This is a genomic window from Saccharothrix luteola (assembly GCF_020859565.1).
In the GTDB taxonomy this organism is placed as follows: Bacteria; Actinomycetota; Actinomycetes; order Mycobacteriales; family Pseudonocardiaceae; genus Actinosynnema; species Actinosynnema luteola.
Genome location: NZ_JAJHUO010000034.1, coordinates 40,744 through 57,221, shown reverse-complemented (window position 1 = coordinate 57,221; position 16,478 = coordinate 40,744). Strand labels below are relative to the sequence as shown.

At 72.8% G+C, this 16,478-nt stretch carries 19 protein-coding genes; 11 read left to right on the top strand and 8 right to left on the bottom strand.

What is annotated here, in order from left to right; translation table 11 throughout:
* Positions 1–19: 19 nt before the first annotated feature.
* Both LNK82_RS37910 and LNK82_RS37905 read right to left on the bottom strand, forming a co-directional pair.
* Positions 20–538 carry a pyridoxamine 5'-phosphate oxidase family protein gene (locus tag LNK82_RS37910; RefSeq protein ID WP_230571675.1) on the bottom strand — a complete coding sequence of 173 codons (519 nt, stop codon included), beginning with the start codon at positions 536–538 and terminating at the stop codon, positions 20–22.
* A 74-nt stretch (positions 539–612) separates the two neighbouring features.
* Positions 613–1,476 (bottom strand): alpha/beta fold hydrolase, encoded by an 864-nt coding sequence (locus tag LNK82_RS37905; protein WP_230571674.1) that lies wholly within the window; start codon positions 1,474–1,476, stop codon positions 613–615.
* An 85-nt stretch (positions 1,477–1,561) separates the two neighbouring features.
* On the opposite strand from LNK82_RS37905, the gene LNK82_RS37900 reads away from it, so the two are divergent.
* From LNK82_RS37900 to fxsT, 4 genes are all read left to right on the top strand, one after another.
* Positions 1,562–2,140: a CGNR zinc finger domain-containing protein gene (locus LNK82_RS37900; protein ID WP_230571673.1), complete on the top strand. Its 579-nt coding sequence runs from the start codon at positions 1,562–1,564 to the stop codon at positions 2,138–2,140.
* 75 nt (positions 2,141–2,215) lie between these two features.
* A complete protein-coding gene (locus tag LNK82_RS37895) occupies positions 2,216–2,821 on the top strand; it encodes a TetR/AcrR family transcriptional regulator (RefSeq protein WP_230571672.1) in 606 nt (201 codons plus the stop codon).
* A gap of 1 nt (position 2,822) precedes the next feature.
* Positions 2,823–3,380, top strand: a complete 558-nt coding sequence (locus tag LNK82_RS37890; protein ID WP_230571671.1) for a carboxymuconolactone decarboxylase family protein — start codon at positions 2,823–2,825, stop codon at positions 3,378–3,380.
* Positions 3,381–3,609: 229 nt separating this feature from the next.
* Positions 3,610–6,108: an FxSxx-COOH system tetratricopeptide repeat protein gene (fxsT, locus tag LNK82_RS37885; RefSeq protein ID WP_230571670.1), complete on the top strand. Its 2,499-nt coding sequence runs from the start codon at positions 3,610–3,612 to the stop codon at positions 6,106–6,108.
* A 98-nt stretch (positions 6,109–6,206) separates the two neighbouring features.
* On the opposite strand, the gene LNK82_RS37880 is transcribed toward fxsT, so the two are convergent.
* The 4 genes from LNK82_RS37880 to LNK82_RS37865 form a co-directional block, all read right to left on the bottom strand.
* Positions 6,207–6,413, bottom strand: a complete 207-nt coding sequence (locus LNK82_RS37880) for a hypothetical protein (RefSeq protein ID WP_230571669.1) — start codon at positions 6,411–6,413, stop codon at positions 6,207–6,209.
* Between the two features lie 158 nt (positions 6,414–6,571).
* Positions 6,572–7,744 (bottom strand): serine hydrolase domain-containing protein, encoded by a 1,173-nt coding sequence (locus LNK82_RS37875; RefSeq protein ID WP_230571668.1) that lies wholly within the window; start codon positions 7,742–7,744, stop codon positions 6,572–6,574.
* Positions 7,745–7,821: 77 nt separating this feature from the next.
* Positions 7,822–8,256 carry a VOC family protein gene (locus tag LNK82_RS37870; protein WP_230571667.1) on the bottom strand — a complete coding sequence of 145 codons (435 nt, stop codon included), beginning with the start codon at positions 8,254–8,256 and terminating at the stop codon, positions 7,822–7,824.
* A 78-nt stretch (positions 8,257–8,334) separates the two neighbouring features.
* On the bottom strand, positions 8,335–8,688 hold the full coding sequence (locus tag LNK82_RS37865; protein ID WP_230571666.1) for a YybH family protein: 354 nt from the start codon (positions 8,686–8,688) through the stop codon (positions 8,335–8,337).
* 61 nt (positions 8,689–8,749) lie between these two features.
* Here LNK82_RS37865 and LNK82_RS37860 point away from each other — a divergent pair, with 61 nt between their 5' ends.
* Positions 8,750–9,724, top strand: a complete 975-nt coding sequence (locus LNK82_RS37860) for a helix-turn-helix transcriptional regulator (RefSeq protein WP_230571665.1) — start codon at positions 8,750–8,752, stop codon at positions 9,722–9,724.
* Here the strand turns inward: LNK82_RS37860 and LNK82_RS37855 are convergent.
* The gene (locus tag LNK82_RS37855; protein WP_230571664.1) at positions 9,706–10,497 is read right to left on the bottom strand and encodes a tRNA(His) guanylyltransferase Thg1 family protein; all 792 of its coding nucleotides are present in this window, start codon (positions 10,495–10,497) and stop codon (positions 9,706–9,708) included. The genes LNK82_RS37860 and LNK82_RS37855 overlap by 19 nt on opposite strands.
* A 2-nt stretch (positions 10,498–10,499) precedes the next feature.
* On the bottom strand, positions 10,500–10,958 hold the full coding sequence (locus LNK82_RS37850; RefSeq protein WP_230571663.1) for an AAA family ATPase: 459 nt from the start codon (positions 10,956–10,958) through the stop codon (positions 10,500–10,502).
* A gap of 210 nt (positions 10,959–11,168) precedes the next feature.
* Here LNK82_RS37850 and LNK82_RS37845 point away from each other — a divergent pair, with 210 nt between their 5' ends.
* Genes LNK82_RS37845 through LNK82_RS37820 form a run of 6 tightly spaced genes read left to right on the top strand, consistent with a single transcriptional unit; the run spans position 11,169 to position 16,253 of the window.
* Positions 11,169–12,425, top strand: a complete 1,257-nt coding sequence (locus LNK82_RS37845) for an ATP-binding protein (protein WP_230571662.1) — start codon at positions 11,169–11,171, stop codon at positions 12,423–12,425.
* The gene (locus LNK82_RS37840) at positions 12,422–12,844 is read left to right on the top strand and encodes a roadblock/LC7 domain-containing protein (protein WP_230571661.1); all 423 of its coding nucleotides are present in this window, start codon (positions 12,422–12,424) and stop codon (positions 12,842–12,844) included. The genes LNK82_RS37845 and LNK82_RS37840 overlap by 4 nt, the downstream gene beginning before the upstream one ends.
* A complete protein-coding gene (locus LNK82_RS37835; protein ID WP_230571660.1) occupies positions 12,841–13,203 on the top strand; it encodes a DUF742 domain-containing protein in 363 nt (120 codons plus the stop codon). Before LNK82_RS37840 ends, LNK82_RS37835 begins: the two co-directional genes overlap by 4 nt.
* On the top strand, positions 13,181–13,792 hold the full coding sequence (locus tag LNK82_RS37830; RefSeq protein ID WP_230571659.1) for a GTP-binding protein: 612 nt from the start codon (positions 13,181–13,183) through the stop codon (positions 13,790–13,792). Before LNK82_RS37835 ends, LNK82_RS37830 begins: the two co-directional genes overlap by 23 nt.
* A 47-nt stretch (positions 13,793–13,839) precedes the next feature.
* Complete coding sequence (locus LNK82_RS37825) at positions 13,840–15,165, top strand: cytochrome P450 (RefSeq protein WP_230571658.1); 1,326 nt, start codon at positions 13,840–13,842, stop codon at positions 15,163–15,165.
* Positions 15,102–16,253, top strand: a complete 1,152-nt coding sequence (locus LNK82_RS37820; protein WP_230571726.1) for a cytochrome P450 family protein — start codon at positions 15,102–15,104, stop codon at positions 16,251–16,253. The genes LNK82_RS37825 and LNK82_RS37820 overlap by 64 nt, the downstream gene beginning before the upstream one ends.
* Positions 16,254–16,478: the final 225 nt, after the last annotated feature.

The window sequence follows — 16,478 nt, the reverse complement described above, 5'->3', positions numbered from 1 at the left end:
GGGCGACGCCGGCGAACGCTCAGTGCGCGAAGGTCCAGCGGGTGGCGCCGTGCGGTTCCGCACCGGCCACGCCGACGGCGCTGTGCAGGGTGAGGCGGTAGACGTGCCAGGGTGCGGGGCCGGCGCTCGGCGCGCTGTACGGAGCGGTGAGCGCGTCGTCCGCCACGGTGGCCGGCCAGCCGCCTGTGCGGTAGACGGCCGCGATCCGGTCCAGCACTTCGGTGTCCGTGACCCGATGTGCCTCGCCCTCCAGCACCAGGTCGATGCCGCGCAGGCGCACCGAGATGCTGCACGCCGGGTTCACGGCCAGGTTGCGCGACTTGCGCGTGCCCGGTCCGCTGACGAAGTACAGCGCGTCGTCCACCCAGATGGCTCCGACACCCGCCGTGTGCGGGCGTCCGTCGGGCCGCACGGTGGCGACGAAGAACGTCAGGTCGGCCGTCGGCGTGTCGGCGGCCAGGACGTCGCGCGGACGGCTCCACGGCAGCTCCGCGGACCCGTAGCGGTCGAGGTTGTGGGTCGAGGTCGGCTCGGTCATGGTGTTCGTCATACCCCTGCGACGAACGGGCAGGCCCCCGTCTCGACGCCCTCGCCCGGAGAATCCGGCGAGTTTCACGCCATCGTGCGATCGAGGAAGTCGGTGATCAGCGGGGCGATCTCGGGCAGCCGGTCCTCCAGGGCGAAGTGGCCCGTGTCGAGCAGGTGGAGCGCGGCGTCCGGCACGTCGCGCAGGTACGCCCGCGCGCCCGCCTCGGTGAAGAACGGGTCGTTGACGCCCCACACGACCAACGTCGGCGGGCGGTGCTCGCGCAGCCACGCCTGCCAGTCCGGGTAGGCCGCGACGTTGCGGTGGTAGTCGTAGGCCAGCGCGAGCTGCGCCTGCTTGCGACCGGGCACGTCCAGGAACAGCTGGTCGAGCAACCACCCCTCCGGCGCGACCAGGGCGGGATCGGCCGTGCCGCCCTCGTACTGGCCGCGGGTCGCGTCGAGCGTGAGCAGGTCCATGATCGTCCGCTCGCCGTCGGGCGAGTCCGGTGTGACGGCGATGAAGTCGCGCGCCGGCCCCGACAAACCCTCGGCGTAGGCGTTGGCGTTCTGCACGACCAGCCCGGCGATCCGGTCCGGCCGGCGCACCGCGAGCCGGAAGCCGACCGGCGCGCCGAAGTCGAACAGGTACAGCGCGAAGCGGGTCAGCCCCAGGCGGTCGACGAAGCCCTCGACGACTTCGGCGAGGCTGTCGAAGGAGTAGGTGAACCCGTCGGGCGCCCGCGTGTGCCCGAAGCCGGGGTAGTCGGGCGCGATGAGCCGGTAACGCGTGCCGAGGGCGTCGATGAGCCGGCGGAACTGGTGGGAAGCGGACGGGAAACCGTGCAGCAGCAAGAGGACCGGCGCGTCGGCGCGGTCGGGCAGCGACTCCCGGTAGAAGACCTCCACCCCGTTCACGTCGACGTGGCGATGAGCGACCCGAGCGAGCATGTCACATGCCTCCTTGGCGTGATGATGCGTTAGGTATAGCCGGGGTTGACCTAATGGGTCAAGGGCGGTTGGTAGCATTAGCGACATGAGTGACACCGGCCCGCTCACCGGCGAGCACCTGGCCATCGACCTCGTCAACACCCGCCCGGCGACCGAGGACGGCCGCGCCGACCTGCTCGACACCCCGCAGCGGCTGGCCGCGTGGCTGGCCCTGGAACCCGCGCTCCAGGCGGAAGCGGGAGACGCGACGCCGACAGCGGCCGACCTGGCCCCGGTGCACGCGGTGCGGGAGCACGTCGACGCCGCCCTCCAAGCGCTGCTGCACGGGAACCGGCCGCCGAAGGCCGCCCTGCGCGGCCTGACCGAGGCGGAACGCGCGGCGCCGGCCGTGCGCGAACTCGACTGGGACGGCGCCGCCGTCACCGCGACGCCGAAGCGCACCGGCCGACTCGGCGTCCGATTGGCCGCCCGCCTGGCCGAGGCCGCCGCCGACCTGCTCACCGACCCGGCGATCGGCTCCCTCAGGAAGTGCGAGGCCGACGACTGCGTGGCGGTCTTCCTGCCCGCGCACCCCCGCCGGCGCTGGTGCTCGCCGACGCGCTGCGGCAACCGCGCCCGCGTTGCCCGCTACTACCGACGCCACAAGGGCCGGGCACCGTCGTGATGCCGAAGCGAGCCGTTGCGGCCCGCGCCGGCCGGAGCTATCTTGGAATGATCATTCCAAGATAGCGAGGCGGACATGCCGGACGTGAAGCACTTCGACCCCGAGTCGGTGCTCGACTCGGTGGAGGAGCTCTTCTGGCGACGGGGCGTGTCGACGACCGGCGTGCAGGACATCGTGTCGGCGACCGGCGTCAACCGGTCCAGCCTGTACGCGACGTTCGGCGGCAAGCGGGAGCTCTACGTCGCCGCGCTGCGCCGCTACGCCGACCGGCGTTCGGGACCGGTCTTCCGGCGGCTCGCCGAGGACGAGCGCGGGCTGCCGGCGATCGCGGACTTCTTCCGCGGGTTGATCGGGGTCCGCTGTTCCGGCGAGCACGCCCGGTGGGGCTGCATGGTCACCAACGCGCACGCCGGCGCGGAGCAGGACGACCCGGACGTCCAGGCGGTCCTGCACGACCACCACGACCGGTTGCGGGCGGCGATGTGCGCGGCGCTGGAACGCGCGCGGGCCGCCGGCGCGCTGCGGCCCGGCGTGGTGCCCGAAACGTCGGCCGACGTGCTCGCGCTGCTGGCCTACGGGGTGAACGTCCGCTCCCGCGCGGGCGCGACCCCGGAAGCGCTCGGCGACACCGTCACGGCCGTGCTCGACTCACTGGCGAACCGACCCGAGGAGAACCGCTGACATGGTGCAGTTCACCGTTCACGACGAGACCACCGCGCCCGAGGAGGCCCGCCCCGCCTTGGAGGCGGGCAAGCGCCGCCTGGGTTTCGTGAGCACGCTCAACGGCGTGATGGCGGAGTCGCCGGAACTCCTGGCCGGCTACAACGCGCTGGCCGAGCAGTTCGGCAAGTCCTCGCTGTCCGGGCCCGCGAAGCACGTCGTGTGGATCACCACGAGCGTCCTGAACGGCTGCGAGTACTGCGTGGCGGCGCACTCGACGATCGCGCTCAAGTCCGGTGTGGACGAGGAGACCGTGCAGGCCCTGCGCGCCGGCAAGCCGGTGTCGGACAACGCCCTGGAGGCCGTCCGCGGGCTCACCGAGCGGGTGGTCACCGACCGGGGCTGGGTGGGCGACCGGGAGATCGAGGAGTTCCTGGCCGCGGGCCACACCCGGCGCCAGGTGCTGGACGTGATCCTCGGCGTCGGGATGAAGACGTTGTCCAACTACACCAACCACATCGCGCACACGCCGCTGGACCCGGCCTGGCAGGCGCAGGAGTGGAAGCGGGACGCGGTCTAGGAGGCTTCGCGCCTGGCGGGGGCCGGGTGCGCGCCGACGGGATCGGGATCAGCGCGGGGATGGAGGTGTGCTGGTGGGGCCGGGTGTGCGCCCGGCCCCACCGGCGTGCCAACGCCTGGCGGGAGCGGGCGCGTCGCCGGCGCGATCACGGCTCTGCCCGTTCCGGCGCCACGCGACCGCGTGGGTGGATACCGTTGAGCGCGGTGCTGCCCGGCGGTCAGGAGCGTGCATGGGACGTCGAGGTGGTGCGCTGGTCACCGCGGAGGTGGCGCTGGTCTTCCTGACCGGACTGGTGATCAACGCGGCGAGCGAGCACCTGCCGAAGTGGATGACCGTCTCCTGGGTCGTGTGGCCGGTGCTGGTCGTCGTGCTCGGCGTGACGCTGGCGGTCACGTTCCGGCGCCGGCAGGCCGAACCGGGTCTGCCGCCGGTGTGGAGCGTTCCGCCGCGCAACCCGAACTTCACCGGCCGCGTGGAAGAGCGGCGGTGGCTGCGGGACCGGCTCAAGCGCGACCGGAACGTCGCCGTGCACGCGATGCGCGGCATGGGCGGCGTCGGCAAGACCCAGGTCGTGATCGAGTTCTGCCACCGGTGGGCCGGCCGGTACCGGGCGGTGTGGTGGATCACCGCCGAGGACGCGGCCCTCGTGCCGGGCCAGTTGACGCTGCTCGGCCGGGCGCTCGGGCTCGCGCTGCCCACCAACGTCGAGGAGTCCGTCGGCGTGGTGCTCGCGGAACTGCGCCGGCGACGCGACTGGCTGCTGGTCTTCGACAACGCCGAGACCGTGGCCGCCGTGCGCCGGTACCTCCCGTCCGGCGCGGGGCACGTGCTGGTGACGACCCGTCGGGCGGGGTTCGAGGCGATCGCCTCGGTCCTGCACCTCGACACGTTCCGCCGACCGGACTCCGTGTCGCTGCTGAGGCGTCGCGTGCCGGTGATGTCCGCCGAGCAGGCCGACGAGCTGGCGGAACTGCTCGGGGACCTGCCGCTCGCCCTGGAGCAGGCCGCCGCCTACCTCCAGCAGACGTCGACGCCGGTGCCCGACTACCTCGACCGATTACGCCGCCGTCCCGACACCACCGCCGATCGGGGACGCGACGCGCACCGCACGCCGGAGCACGACACGCTGGCCTCGCTGTGGGAACTGCCGCTGCGACTGATCGAGGAGTCGTTCCCGGCGTCCGCACGGCTGCTGGAGATCTGCTCCTACCTCTCGTCCGAGGCGATCCCCCTGGACCTGTTCACCCACAACGCCCCCGCGCTGCCGGCGGAGCTCGGATCGGCGGTCGCGGACCGGTCGGGCGACTTCGCGGACACCGTCGGCGTGCTCGTCGACTACTCGCTGCTGCGCCGCGTCGACGACGGCCTGTTGGTGCACCGCATGGTGCAGCTCGCCGTACGCGCCCGGGTGGCCGGCGATCGATCGCGTCCCGCCGATCAGCACCCGCGGGCCGTCGCCGCGAACCTGCTCGTGGCGGACCTGCGCGACCGGCACCCCCGGTCCCCGTCGGCGTGGCCGCGCTGGCGCTTGGTGCTGCCCCACGTGCTGGCCTGCGTCGGCTTCGACGTCGACCCGAAGGTGGGCGGCCGGTTGCTCGGCCGCGCCGGGGCGTACCTGTTCGAGACGGGGCAGCTGAACGACGCGCGGGTGTTGTTCACCAGGGCGTTGGAGGGTGGTGAGGCGGCTTTCGGGCCGGACCACCCCGGTGCGGCCGTCCACCTCAGCAACCTGGGCGTCGTGCTGAGCGAACTGGGGCGGCCGGAGCAGGCGCAGCCGTTCCTGCGCCGGGCGCTGGCCCTCACCGAGGCCGCTTACGGGCCGCACCACCCCGCCGTGGCCGTGCGGCTGAACAACCTCGGCCTCGCCCTGCACGACCTCCGCAGGCCCGGCGAGGCGTTGCCGCTGATGCAGCGGGCCCTGGCGATCACGGAGGCGGCCTACGGTCCGGACCGGCCGATCGTCGCCCTCAGGCTGGACAACCTGGGGCTGGTCCTGCGCGACCTGGCGCCCGAACGCGGCCAGGAGGCCGAAGCCCTGCACCGGCGTGCCCTCGCCATCACCGAAGCCGCGTACGGGCCCGACCACCCCGACGTGGCGCGGGCCCTGCACAACCTGGGCGCGGCGCTGGTCGACCGCGGTCACCCGCTCGACGCGCGACGGCTGTTCGAACGCGCGCTGGCCGTCAAGGAGGCGGCCTACGGCCTCGACCACCCCGAGGTCGCGAGCACGTTGAGCGATCTGGCCATGGTGCTGCGCCGGCTGCACAGCCCGGTCGACGACACCCTGCTGGTGAGGGCGGAGACCCTGCTGGAGCGCTCGCTGGCGATCAGCGAAGCGGTGTTCGGCGGCGACCACCCGGTCATCGCGGTCCGCCTCGGCAACCTGGGCCTGGTCCTGAGCGACCTCGGCCGGGCGGACGAGGCGAAGTCGCGGCACGAACGCGCGCTGGCGATCGCCGAGGCGGCCCACGGCTCCGACCACCCCGACGTGGCCAAGCACCTGGACGGGCTCGCCGGCGCCTGGCAGGACCAAGGCCACCCCGACGAGGCCATCCCGCTGCTGGAGCGGGCGCTGAAGATCACCGAGTCGTGGCACCAGGGCGACCACCACGACGTGGTCACGAGGTTGACCAGGCTGGGCCTGGCCCTGGGCCGCCTGGACCGGGGAACCGAGGCCCGCCGGCTGATCGACCGCGCCCGCGCGATGCGGGAGCGCCTGCCGGCGTGACGTGCGCACCCGACGCCGCTCCCGCGTAGCAGTCCGGCCGTCCGTGCCGGATGTCGGGCACGTCGTCGACCAGTTTTCAACCGTGGAGGGACAACGCGTCACAGCACGGCCCCGGCCACCCGGCCCACGACGTAGACGGTCCACAGGACGACCACGCCGACGCCGACGTAGAGCGGGAGGGCGATGACGACGACCACCAGGACGCTGAACGCGACGGCCGCGAAGTCCACGCCCCTGAGCACCGCGGGCAGCACGTGCGCGTCGTACCTGACCCAGGCGAACAAGCTGAACGCCGCGAGCAGCACCGACCCGATCGTGATCGGCGAGGCGGCCGTCTCCAGCCGGGCGACCCAGGAGTGCGCGCGAGTCGTGCCGCATTCTTCGGCCGGCCCGGCCGGAGCGGCAATCGCCGGCCGCGACCTTCAACCGTTCGTGCCGTTCCGCCCACGCCGCGGGCTCGCCGCTACGGCAACGTCGGTCCCAGGTAGGGGATCTCCGTGCTGGACGCCACCGCCACCGGCACCTCGTCGCACAGCGCCGTCGCCACCGTGAGCAGCACGTTCTGCCGTGCCTCGACCGGGGCGCTGAGGTCCTGGTTCATGCCGACCGACGCCTGGCCGACCAGGTCGGCGGTGTGCAGGCTCCACGTGTGGTAGCCCGGCACGTCACCGCCGTGGCCCCACCAGTCCACACCGCCGCACGGGCTGGACAGGTGCATCAGGCCGAGGCCGTAGCCGAACGGCCCGAGCGCCTCCGGCCGCACGTCCCGCATCTGCGCCAGCAGGTCGGCCGGCAGCAGGCGACCGCCGAGCAGCGCGCCGAAGAACCGGTTCAGGTCGTCCGCGGAGCTGACCAGGTTCCCGGACGCCCACAGCCGCGACCACACGTACGTCGTCACGTCGGTCAGCGGCGCCTGCTCGCCGTAGAGCCGCTCGTAGCCGTGCGCCGCCGGGTAGGGCAGGAACGGCTGGTAGCTCGGGAACGACGTGTCCCGCAGGTGCAGCGGCCGGAAGACGCGCCGCTCCAGCTCACCGGCCAGCGAACGGCCCGTGATCCGCTCGACGAGCAGGCCGAGCACCGTGTAGCCGGTGTTGGAGTACGAGAAGCCGGTGCCGGGCGGGAACAGCAGCGGCACGCCGTCGGTCGCGAGCCGCACCAGCTCCCTCGGCTCGAAGCTCTCCCACCGCTTCGTGTCGATCTCCTCGGCCGTCTGCCAGTGCACGATGTCGCGCGGCACGCCGCTGGTGTGCCCGAGCAGCTGGCGGACGGTGATCGGCTCGGCGTACGGCAGCAGGCCGGGCAGGTGGTCGGCGATCGGGTCGTCCAGCCCGAGCCGCCCCTCGCCGACGAGCTGCAGCACCACCGCGGCCACGAACGACTTGGTCACGCTCGCGACCCGGAACCGGCCGCGCGGGTCGGGCGCCCGGCCCGTCCGCAGGTCGCCGACGCCGGCCGAACCGCGCCAGGCCACCGCGCCGTCCACGACGGCCGCGTACGAGCCGGGCACGCCCGCCGCCACCACCTGCGCCAACGCGTCCCCCACCGGCGAGTCCCGGCTCGCCCTGGCGCCGGACACCGACCCGGCGACGAGCGCCGCCACCACCCCGACCACGACCCCTGCACGCTTGATCCCCATGCCGCCAGCGTGCCCGAACGCAGCGCCGGCCGGCCACCCGCGTGTCAGACGTGGCCCGGGACCAGGCCGGCACGACGTCAGTCGAGGCAGAACTCGTTGCCCTCGACGTCCTGCATCACGATGCACGACTCCTCGACACCGTCGGCGAGCATCGTCCGCACGTGTGACGCGCCCAGCTCGGTCAGCCGCGCGCACTCGGCCTCCAGCGCGGCGAGGCGCTCCGCACCCACGAGCCCGGTGCCCGCACGCACGCAGAGGTGCACCCGGTTCTTGACGACCTTGCCCTCGGGAACGCGTTGGAAGAACAGTCGTGGGCCGACACCCGTGGGGTCGACGCAGGCGAACGCGGCGCCCTGGCTCTCGGTGGGCAGCGAACGGTCGTAGTCGTCCCAAGTGGCGAAACCCGCCGGCGCCGGCGGCACCACGTACCCCAGCACCTCGCACCAGAACCGGGCGACGCGCTCCGGCCGCGCGCAGTCGAAGGTGACCTGGAACTGCTTGACCGACGTCATGGGGCCACCATAGTTGCGCGTTCGGCCGCCGCCGCACGGCGGTGGGCTCGGCCGCGCCGGCCCACCGCCGCCCCCCTGCTACGGCACCAGCATCGGCTGGTCGAGGACCCACAGCCACGACCCGTCCGGCTGGCGACGGGCGACCTCGACGGTCATCTCACCGGTGGTCAGCGTGGACATCGTGAGCGCCAGGTCGCCGCTCACCAGCGCCGGGTGCTGCCGCCCCGGCGTGAGCACCGGCGCGGCGGCGACGAACTGCTCGTACACCTTGCGGATCTCCGCGTGCCCGGTCGCGAGGTTGCCCGGCGGGAACGCCAGCACGGCGTCCGGCTCGTACAGCGCCACCAGTCCGTCGACGTCGCCCGCGTTGCCCCGCTCGATGAAGTGCTTGCCCAGGTCGTTCGGCTCGGCGGCCGCGTTCTTGCTTGTCATGGGGATAAGCCTCCAACCAATACACGACAACCTGTGTCATGTATTCCGGTAAAGTTCCCGCGTGCGCGCCGACCGGTTGGTTTCGCTGGTGCTGCTGCTGCGCCGGCACGGTCGGCTGTCCGCGACGGCGCTGGCCCGCGAGCTGGAGGTGTCCACCCGCACCGTGCTGCGGGACGTCGAGGCGTTGTCGGCCGCAGGCGTCCCGGTCTACGCCGAACGCGGCCGGCACGGCGGTTTCACGCTGCTGCCCGGTTTCCAGACCGAGCTCACCGGGCTCAACCACGACGAGGCGCTCGCCCTGCTGGTCGCCGGGTCGCGGCGCGGCGCGCAGGCGTTCGGCCTCGGCTCGGCGCTCGCGTCGGCCATGCGCAAGGTCGTCGACGCGCTGCCCGAGAGCTACCGGGCCACCGCGGCCGGGGCGGCCGAGCGGTTGCTCATCGACCCTGGTACCGACCTGCTGTCACGTCGGGTGGTCGCCGAGGAGGTGCCCGACGCGGTGGTCGCCGAGGTCCGGCGCGCGGTGTTCGCGGGGCACAAGCTGCGCATCCGCTACGCGGCCGTGAACCAGGACGCGAAGTGGCGCACGGTGGACCCGATCGGCCTGGTCACCGTCCGCGAGCAGGGCTACCTGCTGGCCACGAGGTCCGGCGAGGACCGCACCTACCGGCTGTCGCGGATCCAGGCCGCCGAGGAACTCGCCGAACCCGCGCAGCGGCCCGACCGGGTCGACCTCGACCGGGCCTGGCAGGAGCGCGGCACGCGGTTCCGGGCGGGCGGCGACCAGGTCACCGTGCAGGTGCTGCTGAACCCGGCGCGGCGGGAGGAGCTGGTGGGCACGGCGCTGGCCGTCCTCGCCGAGGACGTGGACGCGGACGGCCGGCTGCGGATGGAGGTGACCTTCCAGGACTCCTGGCACGCCGAGTGGGCGTTGTGGCGGCTCGCCACGAACGCGGAAGCCCTGACGCCGCAGTGGTTGCGCACCGCCCTGCGCGACCGCGCCGTCGCGATCGCGACCCGCTACGGAGCACCGTCCTGAGGGGTGCCGTCCTGAGGTGTGGCCCCGGGCGAGATCAGCCGGGTGACGAGGGCGCGGTAGGCGTCCTTCATCGGCAGCTCGTGTTCGACGTGGACGCGGCGGCGGGTGGTGGTGACGTCGACCCCGCGCACCGGGTCGCGCCCGAGGCGGGTGTGGTCCTCCCACCACAGGCCGATGCCGCGGCGCTGCCACGCCGGCAGGCCGTCGAAGTTGATCCCGTGCTCGAACAGCAGCTCGTTCTTCCCCGAGGTGCTCGTCCCCTCCAGGCGCCGGGTGGCCTCCCGGCGGGAGGCGCCCGCCTTGCGCAGGGTCCAGTAGCACCAGCCGTTCAGCGCGCAGCGGGTGGCGTCGGCCTGCCGCCAGGACGCGTAGTCGACCACGTCACCCGTGCCCGCGCCGATCCAGATGCGGCTGTCGAAGTGCGCGGGCTCGCCGGCGGCGTGCGTGAACGCGGCGGAGGCCACCCCCGCGGAGATCGACACGATCTTCTCCACGCTGCGCCCGAACATGTCGTGGCGCGGGTCGAGCACGACCGAGATCTCGTCGCTCTCGGTGTAGGCGTAGCGCGCGCCGAGCTCGGTCAGCAGCGCCTGCGCCGCCTCCACCATGAGCCGGGAGAACCGCACGTCGAACGGCTTGTCGAACCGCTCCTCGGTGAACCGGGAGAACCCGCGCCCGTCCACCCGCACGACCATCCACATCCCGGCCGGCGCCGTCAACCCGTGGAACCACTCCCTGGCGCGCTGCCCGGATTCGAGGTCGGCCCACCGCATCGTCAGTCCTCCAGGGGTTGAACGTCGAACCCGCCGCGGCCGTCGAACCGGACGATCGACAACTCGTCGAACCCGTCCGCGGGCCGTGGCCGCCGCAGTCGCTTAACCGTGGCATAAAGCCCCACGTCGGGCACCCTGGTTTTGTCGTCACGCGCGGCGTTGCGGACCGTCGAAGCGGTGAGGTCCGGCGGGAACCAGTATCCGGCGATCCGCGCGCCGCGCGCCCGACCGGCCGCGATGAGCGGCGCCCATTCCTCGGCCGACGGATTGGTGTTGTCGACCGCGACGTCGAGCCCGGCGTCGAGCGCCTCGCCGATCAGCCGCAACTGCCGCGCCTGCCGTCGCCGCGCATTCGGGAATGCGTCCTTGCTGACGTGCACGTGCGTGCTCGCGAGCACGGTGCGGTAGAAGGTCGTCTTCCCCGACGCCTGAAGTCCGATCAAGATCGCGACCTCGGTCACCGGGCAATACTATGCGGCTCGCCCGCCGCACTCGACGGCCCACCTCATTCACCGTCCACAGTGGACATATGCTATCGGTATTCCGCGCGAGTTGCTCCCATCGGAGGGATAGTGCGGCTACCACTTGGCGTCCGATGAAGTCCCGTGATAAAGATTCCAGGCCCTGCTGACGCACTGGTATCCGGCAGCTCGCCCGCACCAGAGGAATTGATGGACCAACAAACACTCGCGGTGGCGTTCTGGTTCCTGCTCGCCATCGTGCTGATCGTCGTGTTCCTGCTGGCACGCCAACGGCGGACGACCCGCGCGTTACGACTCCGGGCCGAGGAGGTCGAGGCCCGGGAGCGGATCCGCGCCGAGGAGGAGCGGCACCTGGTCGACGCGCGGCTGCCCGCCCTGGCGGAGTCGCTGAACCACCGGCCCGTCGAGGTGCCCGCCCCGAGGCACCCGCGGGTGGCCGAGGCGCACGAGCCGGTGTTCGCGCTGTTCACGGACTCGGTCCGGCAGGCGAGCGCCCGTGGCGAGCAGTCGGCCCGCGCCACGCTCAAGGCCATGATGCGCGCGGTGCAGAGCCTGTCCAACGAGCAGCAGGTCGCGATCTCCGCGATGCAGGACCGGCACGACGACCCGGACGTGCTGGCCGGCCTGATGCGGATCGACCACATGAACTCCCAGCTGAACCGCCGGGCGCAGGCCACCGCGGTGCTCTGCGGCTCGTGGCCCGGTCAGCAGCGGTCGGCGTCGTCGCTGACCGACGTGACGCGCGGCGCCACCTCGCGGATCCGCGACTACCTCCGGGTCAACGTGCCGGCCGAGTCCGACGTCGCGGTGGTCAGCCGCGCGGTCGAGCCGGTCGTGCTGGCCGTCGCCGAGCTGCTCGACAACGCCGCCCGGCACTCGCCGCCCAACACCAGCGTCGAGGTCAACTTCCAGCAGGCGCACAACGGCATGGCCGTGATGATCGACGACGGCGGCGTCGGCATGACCGTCGAGGAGTTGCAGCGCGCGGCTCGGCTGCTGGCCGGCGACGGCGGCAACGACATCAACCGGCTCGGCGACCCGCCGCAGGTCGGCTTCGCGGTCGTCGGCGTGCTGGCCAAGCGCTACGGCTTCCGCGTCTCGGTGGACACGCGCTCGCCGTACGGCGGTGTCCGCGCGGTCGTGTTCCTGCCGACCGAGCTGCTCACCCGGGTCAGCAAGCCGGCCATGCCCGACAACGCCGTCGCGCTGCCGCCCGAGCGGCAACCGGTCGCGACCGTCGACCGCGCCGAGCCGGAACGCACCCCCGGTGGCCTGCCCAGACGGCGGCGGACGCAGACCGCCGACCAGGCCGCGCCGCCGTCGGCGCCCGCCGTCACGACGCCGGCCGAGCAGCGGATCGCGACCGGGCTGGCCGCCTGGAAGCGCGGTACCGACTCCGGCCGGGCCACCACGCCGCCTGTCGCTGAAGGGAACACCCAGTCATGAACAACGCATTGGGTTGGATGCTCGACGACGCCCTGAAGATGCCGGAGACGCGGCACGCCGTCCTGCTCTCGGCCGACGGGCTGCTGATGGCGCACTCCGCCGGCATCGACCGGGACGACGCGGAACGGCACGCCGCCGCGATGTCCGCGTTGCAGGCGCTGGCCCGCGCCACCGCCGAGTTCTGCGGCCAGACCGGCGAGCAGTGGCAGCAGACGGTCAGCGAGTTCGTCGGCGGTTACGTGTTCCTGGCCGCCGCCGGTCCGGGCGCGTACCTGGCCGTGTCGGCGAGCGAGCGGGTGGACATGGAGGCGGTCTCGTTCCGGATCCAGGAGCTGGTCCAACGGCTGGGCAAGGAGCTCACCAGCCCGCCGCGGCAGGCCGAACCCACGAGCCCGCCGCGGCAGGGCAGCCCGGCGTGAGCGGCGAGAGCGGCGGAAAGCGCCTGCGGGGGCTGGTGCGACCGTACGTCGTGACCGGCGGCCGGGCGCACGCCAGCCGCAACACCCTCGACGCGGTCACGGTCGTGATCGCCACCCGCGAGCAGGTCTCCGGGCTGTCGCCGGAGAAGAAGCGGCTGATGGAGCTCTGCCGCGGCGGCGCGCTGTCGGTCGCCGAGATCGCCGCGCACCTCTCGCTGCCGATGAGCGTGACCAAGGTGCTGCTGTCCGACCTGGTCGACAGCGGTCACATCGCGACGCACGCCGCGGTCTCGCACGCCGCCCGACCGGACATGGAGCTGCTGAAGGAGGTGCTCGATGGCCTCCGCGCTCGCCTCTGACGGACCGGCCGCTGACGGCGTCTACCTGCGCGACACCGTGCGCACGGCGGTGAAACTGCTGGTCGTCGGCCCGTTCGCGGTCGGCAAGACCACCTTCGTGGGCACCCTCTCGGAGATCCGCCCGCTGCGCACCGAGGAGACGATGACGCAGGCAGGCGCCCTCGTCGACGACCTCGCCGGGGTGGACGGCAAGGGCACCACCACGGTCGCGCTGGACTTCGGCCGGCTCACGCTCACCGACGAGTTGGTGCTCTACCTGTTCGGCGCGCCGGGCCAGCAGCGGTTCACCCGGATCTGGAAGGACATCGCCCACGGCGCGCTCGGTGCGCTCGTGCTCACCGACACCCGCCGGCTGGAGCAGTCGTTCGAGGTCATGAGCCTGCTGGAGGAGCTGGGCATCCCGTACGCGGTGGCCGTCAACGCCTTCGACGGCGCGCCCGCGTTCCCCGGTGAGGAGCTCCGGGACGCCTTGGACCTGCTGCCCGGGACACCGCTGATGTTCTGCGACGCCCGCGACGCGACCTCGTCCACGCAGGCGCTCGTCGCCCTCGTCGAGTACCTGTTAACCCGCAACCAGGAGAACGCGTGACCTCGCAAGCCGCCCCCGGGCAGGCATGTCCCGCACACCACGGCCGGATGCCCCTGCACGGCCCCGAATTCGCCGCCGACCCGGCCGCCACCTACCGCGCCCTGCGCGAGCACGGGCCCGTCGCGCCGGTCGAGCTGGCGCCCGGTGTGCCCGCCAACCTCGTCGTCGGCTACGCCGCGGCCCTGGACGTCCTGCGCAACCCCAGCGCGTTCCCGCGCGACCCGCGCCGCTGGCAGGCGAAGATGCCGCCGGACTCCCCCGTGCTGCCGATGATGATGTACCGGCCGAACGCCCTGTTCACCGACGGCGCCCAGCACGCGCGGCTGCGCGCCGTGGTCACCGACAGCCTGAGCCGGGTCGACCCGAACGCGCTGCGCGGCCAGGTCGAGCGGACCGCGGACCTGCTGATCGCGCGGTTCGCCGGCAGGGGCGAGGCCGACCTGCGCGGCGAGTACGCGAAGCTGCTGCCGCTGATGATGTTCAACCACCTCTACGGCTGCCCGCCGGAGCTGGGTGACCGGCTGGTCGCCGCCATGAGCTCCATCTTCGACATGGTCGACCCGGAGCAGGCCAACGCCGACCTGACGCGGTGCCTGGTGGAACTGGTCGCGCTCAAGCGGCAGCGGCCCGACCACGACATGCCCTCGTGGATGATGGCCCACCCGGCCCGGCTGACCGACGAGGAGCTGATCCACCAGCTCGCGCTGCTCATGGGTGCGGGCACCGAGCCCGAGCAGAACCTGATCTCCAACGGCATCCGGCTGCTGCTGACCGACGACCGGTTCGCGGGCGACCTCTCCGGCGGCAGCCTGCCGGTCGAGGAGGCGCTCGACGAGGTGCTGTGGACCGACCCGCCGATGGCGAACTACTCGGCGAGCTACCCGCTCGAGGACACCGACTTCGCGGGTGTCCGGCTGCCCGCCGCCGAGCCGGTGGTGATCAGCTTCGCGGCGGCCAACAACGACCCCGCGCTGGCCGGCCAGCAGCGCTCCGGCAACCGGGCGCACCTCGCCTGGAGCGCGGGCGTGCACGCCTGCCCGGCGCAGCAGCCGGCCCGCCTGATCGCGTCGGTGGCGATGGAGAAGATCCTCGACGCCCTGCCCGACATGCGCCTGGCCGTGCCCGTCGACGAACTGGTCTGGCGGCCGGGTCCGTTCCACCGCGCGCTCAGCGCGCTCCCCGTGCGTTTCACCCCGGTAGCCGTGCCCGTCCGGCCCGACGAGTCACCTGGAGAAACCCGTTGGAACGTGCAGCCGACCCCATCGTCCTCGACCCCACCGGCCGTGACGTCCACGCCGAGTCCGCCGCCATCGCCGCGCGAGGGCCGGCGACCCTGGTGGAGCTCCCTGGTCAGGTTCGCGCGTGGTCGGTGACCAGCCAGCAGGCCTTACGCGACCTGCTCGGCGACCCCCGCGTGTCGAAGGACGCCCGACAGCACTGGCCCGCGTTCGGGACCGGTGAGATCTCCGAGGACTGGCCGCTGCACCTGTGGGTCTCGGTGCAGAACATGTTCACCGCGTACGGGGGCGACCACCGCCGCCTCCGCTCGCTGGTGTCCAAGGCGTTCACGGCGCGGCGGGTCGCGGCGATGCGGCCGTGGATCGAGCAGATCACCGACCGGCTGCTGGACGAGCTCGACGCGGCGGAGCAGCCGGTCGACCTGCGGGAGCGGTACGCCTACCCGATCCCGATCGAGGTGATCTGCCAGCTGTTCGGCGTGCCCGCCGAGGCGCGGTCGGAGCTGCGGACGGTGGTCGACGGCGTCTTCGACACCACGATCACCGCCGAGGCGGCGCAGGCGAACGCCGTGCAGCTGTACGGGATCATGCACGAGCTGGTCGCGGCGAAGCGGGAGAACCCCGGCGACGACCTGACCAGCGGCCTGATCGCGGTGCGCGAGGACGACGGCTCGAAGCTGGAGGAAGCCGAACTCGTCGACACCCTGATCCTGGTGATCTCGGCGGGCTACGAGACCACCGTGAACCTGCTCGACCAGGCGATCACCGCCCTGCTGACCCACCCGGAGCAGCTGGCCGCGGTCCGCGCGGGCACGAGCGGCTGGATGGACGTGATCGAGGAGACCCTGCGCTGGCAGGCCCCGATCGCGAACCTGCCCCTGCGGTACGCCGTGGAGGACGTCGAGGTCGGCGGCGGTGTCGTGATCCGCAAGGGCGAGGCGATCCTGGCGGCCTACGCGGCGGCGGGTCGGGACAGGTCGGTGCACGGCGAGACGGCCGACCAGTTCGACATCACCAGGGCCGACAAGACCCACCTGGCGTTCGGCCACGGCGTCCACTACTGCCTGGGCTCACCCCTGGCGCGGATGGAGGCGGAGATCGCGCTGCCGGCCCTGTTCGCCCGGTTCCCGGGGATCGAACTGGCGGTGGCGCCGCACGAGCTGGAGCCGGGCCAGTCCTTCATCTCCAACGGCCACCGCTCCCTGCCCGTGCGGCTGAAGTAGCGCGGGACCGGGGCGCGTCACGAGCGGTGACGCGCCCCGTCCGGCCGACGCCCAGTCGCCGAGCGGGTCCCAGTGCTCGACGTGGCGCAGCAGGGATCGGGCCAGGTCGGGATGGGTCGCCGCCCAGGCGGTGTCGAACAGGTACCACTGCTGGTACCCGAACGAGTCGCCGCAGTGCACGGCGAGTTGGGCGAGGTGGTCCCCGACCCGCAGCAGGGACGCTTC

Coding starts and splice junctions, on each gene's coding strand:
- fxsT (WP_230571670.1), top strand. CDS start 3,610: ATGGGACGTCGAGGTGGTGCGCTGGTCACCGCGGAGGTGGCGCTGGTC.
- LNK82_RS37855 (WP_230571664.1), bottom strand. CDS start 10,497: ATGCGGTGGGCCGACCTCGAATCCGGGCAGCGCGCCAGGGAGTGGTTC.
- LNK82_RS37870 (WP_230571667.1), bottom strand. CDS start 8,256: ATGACGTCGGTCAAGCAGTTCCAGGTCACCTTCGACTGCGCGCGGCCG.
- LNK82_RS37895 (WP_230571672.1), top strand. CDS start 2,216: ATGCCGGACGTGAAGCACTTCGACCCCGAGTCGGTGCTCGACTCGGTG.
- LNK82_RS37825 (WP_230571658.1), top strand. CDS start 13,840: ATGCCCCTGCACGGCCCCGAATTCGCCGCCGACCCGGCCGCCACCTAC.
- LNK82_RS37905 (WP_230571674.1), bottom strand. CDS start 1,476: ATGCTCGCTCGGGTCGCTCATCGCCACGTCGACGTGAACGGGGTGGAG.
- LNK82_RS37845 (WP_230571662.1), top strand. CDS start 11,169: ATGGACCAACAAACACTCGCGGTGGCGTTCTGGTTCCTGCTCGCCATC.
- LNK82_RS37890 (WP_230571671.1), top strand. CDS start 2,823: ATGGTGCAGTTCACCGTTCACGACGAGACCACCGCGCCCGAGGAGGCC.
- LNK82_RS37840 (WP_230571661.1), top strand. CDS start 12,422: ATGAACAACGCATTGGGTTGGATGCTCGACGACGCCCTGAAGATGCCG.
- LNK82_RS37865 (WP_230571666.1), bottom strand. CDS start 8,688: ATGACAAGCAAGAACGCGGCCGCCGAGCCGAACGACCTGGGCAAGCAC.
- LNK82_RS37830 (WP_230571659.1), top strand. CDS start 13,181: ATGGCCTCCGCGCTCGCCTCTGACGGACCGGCCGCTGACGGCGTCTAC.
- LNK82_RS37900 (WP_230571673.1), top strand. CDS start 1,562: ATGAGTGACACCGGCCCGCTCACCGGCGAGCACCTGGCCATCGACCTC.
- LNK82_RS37875 (WP_230571668.1), bottom strand. CDS start 7,744: ATGGGGATCAAGCGTGCAGGGGTCGTGGTCGGGGTGGTGGCGGCGCTC.
- LNK82_RS37910 (WP_230571675.1), bottom strand. CDS start 538: ATGACCGAGCCGACCTCGACCCACAACCTCGACCGCTACGGGTCCGCG.